This is a genomic window from Streptococcus mitis (assembly GCF_003944325.1).
Taxonomy (GTDB): Bacteria; Bacillota; Bacilli; order Lactobacillales; family Streptococcaceae; genus Streptococcus; species Streptococcus mitis_CW.
On the sequence record NZ_RJPX01000113.1, the window covers coordinates 1 to 577 of the forward strand.

Consider the following 577-nt stretch of genomic DNA (forward strand, 5'->3'; position numbering starts at 1 on the left):
GTATAATAGTAAGAGTTGAAAATAACAACTCTGGTCCGTTGGTCAAGGGGTTAAGACACCGCCTTTTCACGGCGGTAACACGGGTTCGAATCCCGTACGGACTATGGTATATTGTGGTTTGAAACACTTGATGAAAAAAGTTTAAAAAAGTTTCAAAAAAGTGTTGACAAGCGAAAGCGACTGTGATATACTGATATAGTTGTCACTTGAGAGAAGTGAGTGACAAAGACCTTTGAAAACTGAACAAGACGAACCAATGTGCAGGGCACTACAACTAAGGTTGTAGTACTGAACAATGAAAAAACAATAAATCTGTCAGTGACAGAAGTGAGTGAGAACTCAAACTTTTAATGAGAGTTTGATCCTGGCTCAGGACGAACGCTGGCGGCGTGCCTAATACATGCAAGTAGAACGCTGAAGGAGGAGCTTGCTCTTCTGGATGAGTTGCGAACGGGTGAGTAACGCGTAGGTAACCTGCCTGGTAGCGGGGGATAACTATTGGAAACGATAGCTAATACCGCATAATAGCAGATGTTGCATGACATTTGCTTAAAAGGTGCAAATGCATCACTACCAG

1 tRNA gene and 1 rRNA gene are annotated in these 577 nt (G+C 42.6%); both read left to right on the top strand.

The annotated features are described in order from the left end of the window. Positions 1-32: 32 nt before the first annotated feature. Positions 33-104: transfer RNA gene (locus D8787_RS11325), tRNA-Glu, on the top strand. A 242-nt stretch (positions 105-346) separates the two neighbouring features. Continuing rightward, a 16S ribosomal RNA gene (locus D8787_RS11330) occupies positions 347-577 on the top strand; the annotation flags it as partial.